Consider the following 7,383-nt stretch of genomic DNA (forward strand, 5'->3'; position numbering starts at 1 on the left):
TCCAAAACGTCGGAAAAACGCTCGAAATCCGCATATTTCCACGCTTATGGAATCGTGCTATAATGGGTGTAATCACTGAAAAAGATAACGAGAGAGGGGGCTTTGGATGTACGCAAAGCTGACAATCCCGGAGCGGCTCAAAGACCTGCGGGTGGTGGACAAGCACCTGACGCTGGAACAACTGGCGGAGCAGACCGGCCTGTCTAAATCCGCGCTGGGAAAATACGAAACCGATGACTACAAGGACATCAGCCCGTTTGCGATTGCAACGCTGGCGGACTTTTACGGCGTGTCCACCGACTATCTGATGGGGCTGACGGAAAATAAAAATCACCCAAACACAGAACTTCAATCTCTGCATCTGAGTGATGATATGGTGGAACTTTTGAGCAGCGGCAAAATCAACAACCGGCTTCTCTGCGAACTGGCTGCCCACCCGAATTTCCGGCGGCTGATGATAGATATGGAAATCTGCATCGACCAGATCGCCAATATGCGGGTGGAGCAGATGAATCTGGTGTTGGAGGCCACCCGGCAGACCGTCATGAGCAAGTATGCGCCCGGAGAGGATGACCTCTATATGCGGACGCTGGAACTGGGGCAGGTGCAGGAAAGCGATTTTTACAGCCATGTCATGCACGATGATCTGGACAGCATCGTCCGGGACATCCGGGAAGCACACCGCAAGGACAAGACCACCGCCGACCCGCAGCCCACGCTGGATGACGTCAAGGAAAAGTTTGAACAGGCGCTCGAACAGGGCAGCCAAGAGGAAGTGGTAATCCACGAATTTTGCGACAGAATGCAGATACCCTTCGAGAAGATTTCCTCAGAGGACTTCTCTGCATTTTTGCGGATACTGAGCCTGTCCAAAATGCTCAAAAATCCCAACAACATGAGAGGAAAGGCCAAGCCGCAGCCGTACTATGCGCCCAAGCGGAAGAAACGCAGATAACAGGAAAGCCGCCCAATCTGTACCGTTGGACGGCTTTCGACCCGTTTGTGGGCGGAATAAAATATGTGGTTATACATCCGTTAGCTGACCGTTTTCATCAGCTTTTTCATAAACTTCCAGAGACGGATGCCATCTTTGAGGCCCAGCCGGTAAAAGAAGCACTCGCTTTCTGCACCAGAATCGAAAATAGAATCACAGTAGTGTCTTACAGCGTCCTTCTGTTCCTCAGACAATGCGCTGATTGCTTTTTCATACTCGTTTTCCAAGCGAAGGCAGTCCTCTTTTTTCTCCGTGCCGGTTTCTGCCTCCCGCCACTTAGCAAACTGGCTCTGCATCCGCTCCTGAATCATCAAATCAACCAATTTTTCTATATCTGTACCCATAAGCGCCCCTCCTTATGCTGGGCGGATATAATTCCGGTATGTTTCCAGGACGGAATCTGACACACCGCTTTTATATACTTTGCGGATGTCGGAGATTTCCTCTTGCTTCAGCAGTTTCAGCCATTTCAGCAGCTCAGCCCTGCCGTTGGCAAAGTTACAATAACGCCCATCGGCGTATTCGATACGGTATCTCATAGACAGGCACCTCCTTAAACAAAAATCATCTCAGAGAGGATGATTTCCTCTGCTCGGCTGCGAATGCCGTTCATGCCCCCGACCCACGCAAGCTGGTCACGGGCTTTCAGTTCCTCGGTGACACCCTCCGCCTCCTGCATCTGCGAGACGATACACGCCAGCCGGTCAGCGGCCTGTTCGTTCAGGTCAGCAAGATATGTCCAGAGTTTTCCCGACAGAAGCAGGGCATTGTACTGGCCGGGCCGGTGTTCTTGCAGAAACGCTTTGTGCATCCGGCCCCACCGCCCAATGGGGCGGCTTTCCTCCGGTAGCTCCAGATCGGGGATGTAGTAGTCTCCCACCAGCGTGTAGCTGATTCCGTTTTGATGGATTTTCTTTGGTAAATGCTCCATGTTCGACCTCCTGTATTCAGTTATTTCAGAATCCAGTTGATCGTGTCCCTGTTCATGATAAATTCAAGGCAACTGAACTCTTCACGAACAAGTATGGCATATCTTTTCCCAATTTCTGATAGTTGAGCGAGTGGGAGGTCTCCCGTCCCCGGCTCTCTCCGGTGTTGTAAGTGTCTATGGTCTCCTTTCCCAGAACAGCCGCCAGCTCTTTCAGCGTTGTTGGCTCTTTGCCACCCAGGAAGATGGAAGTATCCATATTGCCGATGATGGTATCGGCATTATCTTTGTAAATTGCCTTGAGCTGGCTCTGTGCCTGCAACACCAGACAGGCAGAGATCTCACGGCTTCGGATGGTGGCCACCAGCTTTTCAAGCTTCGGAATCTGCCCGATGTTAGCACACTCATCAATCAAACAGCGCACATGAACCGGAAGCCTGCCGCCATACACATCATCGGCCTTTTCACAAAGCAGGTTGAATAACTGGGTGTAGCACATGGAAATGAGAAAGTTAAAACTGTCATCCGTATCACTCATAATGAGGAACAGAGCCGTTTTTCTGTCTCCCAGCGTATCCAGTTCCAACTCATCGTAGGATGTAACCTCGCGCAGCTCCGCAATATCAAATACGGCCAGACGCGCACCGCAGGAAATCAAAATCGACTTGGCGGTTTTGCCAGAGACGAAAAGTCAAGGACTTTTTCATCAAATTCAAGAAGAAGTCACATTTTGCGGACTTCTTCACGAAGCATACGCTTGATTTTGTCCTCCATCGTCTCCTTGGCGGTCTGGCTGAAATGCACACGCACGATATAGGTTGTCTTGCCGATCTGCTTTCTGACAGTCGGGCAAGGGGTACTGTTGGTTGCGGTATTGTTCATTTAAAATCCTCCTGTAAATGAAAAATGCCCGGTGACTGTTCATCATCGGGCGGTGTCGGTATGATGGAACAAGGCAAGGCGGCAACATTAAGGTATCTATAAAAACCTTGCCGTCTTTGCCACGCTTGCCGTGTTCCTGTTGTCAGTTTCGGAGATAGCAGACCCATGCTGTGCCGTCTTTCTCGGTCACAAGTCTGTCCCCGATACGGCTTTTCGCCGTTCGCATGGTGCGTGAGGAAATCCCACGCTCATTGACCGTCTTTTCCAGCTCTGCACTTGGCATTTTCTTTCCGTCTGCAAGCAGTTCCAGAATGAGCATTTCTGCCTGTGCGGTCTTACTCTCGGTCTTGGCGGTGTCCGTCCCGGCAAGAAGCTCATCAGCGGTAATGTCATAAACTCCTTTCCATTCAAAGCCTTTCTCGTCTCCCAGAGAAAAGGCAAGGGACTGTCCGGGCGGCGCAAGAGAGCTTTTCTCATGGATCAGTACCCTTGTTGTGGGACTGTCCTTCAGCTTGCCGATAAAGAGTAGGCTGCGGACTGCCGCCGTAATGTCGATAGACCCTAATCCCCGGTAGGTGCTTTGCGTTCCTGCGGCTTTGTTGAGGTGTCCGATCAGCACGATAGCGCACCCGGTAGCCTGTGCAATGTCTCCCAGACTTCGGAAGATGGGACGGACTTCATTTGCCCGGTTCATGTCCACATCTGCGCCCAGAAACGCCTGCACCGGGTCAATGATAACCAGCCTTGCGTTGTTCTCACGGATTGCCCTTGCTATGCGCTCATCGGCAAGGGTCAGCGGCGTGTCTCTATCGTCAATGACAAGCACTCGTTCAAGATCTGCGTTTGCTTCCATCAGCCGGGGCTTAACGGTATCGCCCAGACCGTCCTCGGCGGTCTGATAAATGATATTGAAAGGCTCAAGTGTCTCCATACCGGGCAAGGGCTTTCGGTTGGTGCAAGCCGCCGCAAGACGCATGGCGAAGTAGGTCTTGCCCTCGCCGGGGTTGCCCTGTATGATCGTCAGCTTTCCAAAGGGGATATACGGAAACCATAGCCAATCCACGCTCGTCAGCTCCACATCTGCCATGCGGAGCATGGGGACAGGCTGGGCGGTGGGTAGCTCTCGCAGCGTGATTGTCTCGGCTATGAATTTGCGGCTGGGAATGTCCCCTTGCTGACGGAGAACATCGTTCCAGTCTTTCCTTGCCGGGACAAGGCGAATGACGGCAATCTCGCCGGGAATGTCCTGCGCCAGTCGGGTGCAGGCTTCACTTCCTGCGGTGTCGCTGTCAAGGCAGAGGAATACTTTTCGGGTGTCCTTGCGTTCAGAAAGAAAACGGTCAAGGGCTTTGCCCGAAACGCCGCCCAGGGCAAGATAGCTTCGATTTTTCCAGTCCTGCGGATAAAGGCAGATAAAGGACAAAAGGTCTATCGGTGCTTCAAAGACAAAGAGCTGATTGCCGTTACCCTCATATCGGAACGGATAGGACTTGTCAGACCCGGCAATGTCCTGTCTGAATGGGTCTGCCGTTCCTCGCACATGGGCGTATCTCGGCGTACCGCTTCGGTCTCTGCCGACAAACACAACATTGTGCCGCTTTGCGTCCTCGTAAATATCCCCGGAAAGAAGAAAAGCCTCAACAAGCGTTTTGTTGAGACCTCGGCTTTCTGTGAGATATTGGATTGCTCTGTCGGCTGTTCTGTTGTGCAAGGGCAAGTGAAACGCTGTGGGCGGTGCTGTGCTGGCTTCGGTCTGCCCCTCGCCGCTTTCGCCGATCAGGAGCTGGACGGCTTCGGAAAAGGACTTTCCGTAAAACTCCATGACAAAATCAATGGGATAGCCGCCCTTGCTCTGGCTGTGGCGAAACCACTTGTTTCCCCGGACGGTCAGGCTGTCATGTTCTTTCCAACGGTATTCCCGTCCGCTTTTGATTAGTGTCTCTCCCTGTGTACGGAGAAAATCTTCCAGACTGACGGCATTTGCCCGGTCAATCTGTGCTTGGGTGTAATTCATCGGGATAGTTCCTCCTTTTTCTGTCGTGTTTGGGGTCGATTTTGGAGCATTTGTTCCTCTGTACGCTCGTTAAATCGGGCGGCAGTATCTACGCATGACTTGACCTTCCAAAGGCGGTGTAAATCGTCTCTGACGGTCTTAAACTCGCCATAGGTGGTGTTGTGCGCCTGTTCCAGCTCGTCATACTCTTCGGTCAGCTTTTTCATATTCACTTTGCCGTCCGGGAACTCCCCGGTCAGCTTTCGTCTGGCGGCGTAGAACTGTTTCAGTTCCGCTTCATGCTCTGCCTTGTACTTGGCTCTGGGCTTCTCAAACTTGATTTTCTGCAAGCCGTCATAGATAGGCTTCAAGCTCTGGAAAGCAGCGGAGCTGTCATAGAGCTGCTTAATTGTTTTCATTCGGGCGGTCTGTTCGTCCAGCGTTTTCTTCAAGCTCTCTGTGGCAGCACTGTGTTCGCTGACACGGCGTTCCAAATCTTCAAGGGTGAAAATGTCGTTTGCCCGGAGATAATTGAAAGTCTCGTTCATCTCCTTTAGATTGCTGACCTTGCCTTTCTGCGAATACGCCCCGGCTCTGCGCTGGGTGTAATAGGCGTTCAGCAGCGAAACAAGGTCGGGTGCCTGCGGCTTGGCAAGCTCTGCTTTTGCTTCGGCAATCCAATCAAACAGGAGAGCGATTTTCTTCTTGATGTCCCGGATAACGGCATTGGTGGCTTTGATCCAACGGTTGAACTCGCCTTTCTCGGTGCGTATGCCTTTCTTCTCCATTGCCCGGACGGTTGCGCCCTCATGGACAGTGGGAAGAAGCTCCACGCCCTGACGCTCATAGCTTCGGTGGTCGATGCGAACATCAAGCCCTTTCTCTGCAAACTTGGCGTTGCACATCTCCGCCCATGTCTGCCGCCAGTATTCCAGCGTTTCGGGACTGCCCCAGTCGGTAGTGGGAACGGCATTGAACACATACTTACTGTTTGCGTCTCGAATACGGTTGCCGTCCTCGTCCAGCTCATACACCCGGCGTTGCTTTAGCCCCCATTTGCCGTTCTGCTCGATGGGGCGGATGGGGCAAAGTACATGAAAATGTGGATTGGGTATGCCGCCGTCCTCCCGGTCGGGCTGGTGTACGGCGAAGTCAACCACCATGCCCCGGCTCACAAAGTTCTCCAACAAAAATTGCCTTGCAAGAGCGATGTTTTCCTCAAGGGAAAATTCATTCTGCAAGGCAATGTCAAAGCTGTATGCAAGCTGGGCGTTCTTTCCACGCTCGGCTTTTTCCACGGCGTTCCATAGGGTCTGGCGGTCTGCGTATTCGGGCGGTGCATGGGACGGCAGGAGAATGTCAGAGCAGATCACGCCGCCCTTGCGGGTGTAGTCGCTGTATTCGCCGTAATACTCGCTATACAATCGCTCTCCGGCACGGTAGGCGGCAGAAGCGATAGCGGACTGTCCTGCGCTGCGCTTAGTCTGCGTGACGCTCAGATGAAATAGTGCCATCGGCTTTCAACTCCTTTTCTCTGTTCGCTTGGTTGGTGTGAGTAATCGCCATGTGACGGACGGCTCGCTGGACTTCGGACAGAGAAAAGATGTGTTCCATCAGCTCTGTCATTTCGGTGCGTGTGAGATCTTTGACCTCCGGGGCAAGGCTCTCAACCGTGCCGCCCAGATTGCAAAGACGATGGGTGCGCTTGGTGCGCTCGCCTTTCTCCAGATACTTCTTTCTGTTCTCAAGACGGTTGAGCTTGTGCTTCTCCTGTGCAAGCTGCGTCTCGGCTCGTTCCTTTTCGGCTCGGAGCTGTTCAAGAGTTTTCGGTTTTGTCATTGTGATTGACCTCCTTTTTTTGATTTTGGGGATAAAAAAAGACCGTCAACTTTTCGCACATTGCGACCAGTCAACGGTCAGTTTTTCGGTATTCAGTTTTTTCAAACTTGCTGGCGGCGAACAGCATTTCATGCTGTTTGCGGACGGCAAGTCCACAAGGGATAGACGCACAAGCGTCGCAAGGGAGTGTAGCTCCCTTGACGGAACGAAGTGACGAAACATCCTCGGTCATGCAGTTTCTTTCTGCTGACAGAGAATGAAGCTCCGCAGGACGCACAATACTCTCGACAAGAGAGTATAGAAGTGCGCCCTTTAGTTCCTAAAGGGATTTGCTCCGGCTTAACTTCTCGACAAACTTGAAGTTATTTTACTTGCGTTCCATAAATCCTATGATTGAAAAAATCAATCCTACAATCCCAATTCCGATAACGAGCAGCCCCATTCCTGATGAGCAAAGAGAAATTATAATGGCAAAGAGTAGTATTGCAATACCTAATCCAATTTTCTTCATTGTAAATCCTCCTTTACAAATTCCGATTTGTTTCTCAATTTCGTATTCAAATTATACCATAAAACTGTGAACAATTCTACCGCAACTTTGGACTGTATGAGAAAAGTCCGGACGGTTTTCTGCCCGGACTTTCTCACTCAATCATAAATCAATTCCGCTTTCACAATCTCATCTGCCTGTGCCTTGCAAGCGTTCATCTGCCGCACCCATTCCATTTGGTTTTCGGCTTTCAGCTG

10 protein-coding genes and 1 pseudogene are annotated in these 7,383 nt (G+C 51.6%); 1 reads left to right on the top strand and 10 read right to left on the bottom strand.

The features are described 5' to 3' along the window. Nucleotides 1–106 precede the first annotated feature (106 nt). On the top strand, nt 107–955 hold the full coding sequence (locus I2G42_RS15295) for a helix-turn-helix domain-containing protein (RefSeq protein WP_055266762.1): 849 nt from the start codon (nt 107–109) through the stop codon (nt 953–955). A gap of 80 nt (nt 956–1,035) precedes the next feature. Here the strand turns inward: I2G42_RS15295 and I2G42_RS16530 are convergent, their stop codons facing one another. From I2G42_RS16530 to I2G42_RS15345, 10 genes and pseudogenes are all read right to left on the bottom strand, one after another. Further along, nucleotides 1,036–1,338: a hypothetical protein gene (locus I2G42_RS16530; RefSeq protein ID WP_055219875.1), complete on the bottom strand. Its 303-nt coding sequence runs from the start codon at nt 1,336–1,338 to the stop codon at nt 1,036–1,038. Nucleotides 1,339–1,350: 12 nt separating this feature from the next. Beyond that, the gene (locus I2G42_RS15305; RefSeq protein WP_055219873.1) at nt 1,351–1,533 is read right to left on the bottom strand and encodes a hypothetical protein; all 183 of its coding nucleotides are present in this window, start codon (nt 1,531–1,533) and stop codon (nt 1,351–1,353) included. 14 nt (nt 1,534–1,547) lie between these two features. Further along, the gene (locus I2G42_RS15310) at nt 1,548–1,925 is read right to left on the bottom strand and encodes a TnpV protein (protein ID WP_195531243.1); all 378 of its coding nucleotides are present in this window, start codon (nt 1,923–1,925) and stop codon (nt 1,548–1,550) included. Between the two features lie 97 nt (nt 1,926–2,022). Beyond that, nucleotides 2,023–2,604: pseudogene (locus I2G42_RS15315) on the bottom strand (VirD4-like conjugal transfer protein, CD1115 family); the annotation flags it as partial. 41 nt (nt 2,605–2,645) lie between these two features. Further along, nucleotides 2,646–2,804, bottom strand: coding sequence for a transposon-encoded TnpW family protein (locus I2G42_RS15320; protein WP_081018971.1), 159 nt, complete (start codon nt 2,802–2,804; stop codon nt 2,646–2,648). Nucleotides 2,805–2,946: 142 nt separating this feature from the next. Further along, entirely contained in the window at nt 2,947–4,818 is a 1,872-nt protein-coding gene (locus I2G42_RS15325) for an AAA family ATPase (protein ID WP_195531244.1), read from the bottom strand. Beyond that, the gene (gene mobQ, locus I2G42_RS15330; RefSeq protein ID WP_195531245.1) at nt 4,815–6,311 is read right to left on the bottom strand and encodes a MobQ family relaxase; all 1,497 of its coding nucleotides are present in this window, start codon (nt 6,309–6,311) and stop codon (nt 4,815–4,817) included. Before mobQ ends, I2G42_RS15325 begins: the two co-directional genes overlap by 4 nt. Further along, nucleotides 6,277–6,636 (bottom strand): DUF3847 domain-containing protein, encoded by a 360-nt coding sequence (locus tag I2G42_RS15335; protein WP_195531246.1) that lies wholly within the window; start codon nt 6,634–6,636, stop codon nt 6,277–6,279. The genes mobQ and I2G42_RS15335 overlap by 35 nt, the downstream gene beginning before the upstream one ends. 367 nt (nt 6,637–7,003) lie before the next feature. After that, the gene (locus tag I2G42_RS15340) at nt 7,004–7,147 is read right to left on the bottom strand and encodes a hypothetical protein (protein WP_164979630.1); all 144 of its coding nucleotides are present in this window, start codon (nt 7,145–7,147) and stop codon (nt 7,004–7,006) included. 137 nt (nt 7,148–7,284) lie between these two features. Continuing rightward, a partial coding sequence (locus I2G42_RS15345) for a TnpV protein (protein WP_195531247.1) occupies nt 7,285–7,383 on the bottom strand: 99 nt, incomplete at its 5' end.

Origin of the sequence: Fusicatenibacter saccharivorans (assembly GCF_015557635.1) — a bacterium.
GTDB lineage: Bacteria > Bacillota > Clostridia > Lachnospirales > Lachnospiraceae > Fusicatenibacter > Fusicatenibacter saccharivorans.

Coding starts and splice junctions, on each gene's coding strand:
- I2G42_RS15310 (WP_195531243.1), bottom strand. CDS start 1,925: ATGGAGCATTTACCAAAGAAAATCCATCAAAACGGAATCAGCTACACG.
- I2G42_RS15340 (WP_164979630.1), bottom strand. CDS start 7,147: ATGAAGAAAATTGGATTAGGTATTGCAATACTACTCTTTGCCATTATA.
- mobQ (WP_195531245.1), bottom strand. CDS start 6,311: ATGGCACTATTTCATCTGAGCGTCACGCAGACTAAGCGCAGCGCAGGA.
- I2G42_RS15335 (WP_195531246.1), bottom strand. CDS start 6,636: ATGACAAAACCGAAAACTCTTGAACAGCTCCGAGCCGAAAAGGAACGA.
- I2G42_RS15295 (WP_055266762.1), top strand. CDS start 107: ATGTACGCAAAGCTGACAATCCCGGAGCGGCTCAAAGACCTGCGGGTG.
- I2G42_RS15325 (WP_195531244.1), bottom strand. CDS start 4,818: ATGAATTACACCCAAGCACAGATTGACCGGGCAAATGCCGTCAGTCTG.
- I2G42_RS15320 (WP_081018971.1), bottom strand. CDS start 2,804: ATGAACAATACCGCAACCAACAGTACCCCTTGCCCGACTGTCAGAAAG.
- I2G42_RS16530 (WP_055219875.1), bottom strand. CDS start 1,338: ATGGGTACAGATATAGAAAAATTGGTTGATTTGATGATTCAGGAGCGG.
- I2G42_RS15305 (WP_055219873.1), bottom strand. CDS start 1,533: ATGAGATACCGTATCGAATACGCCGATGGGCGTTATTGTAACTTTGCC.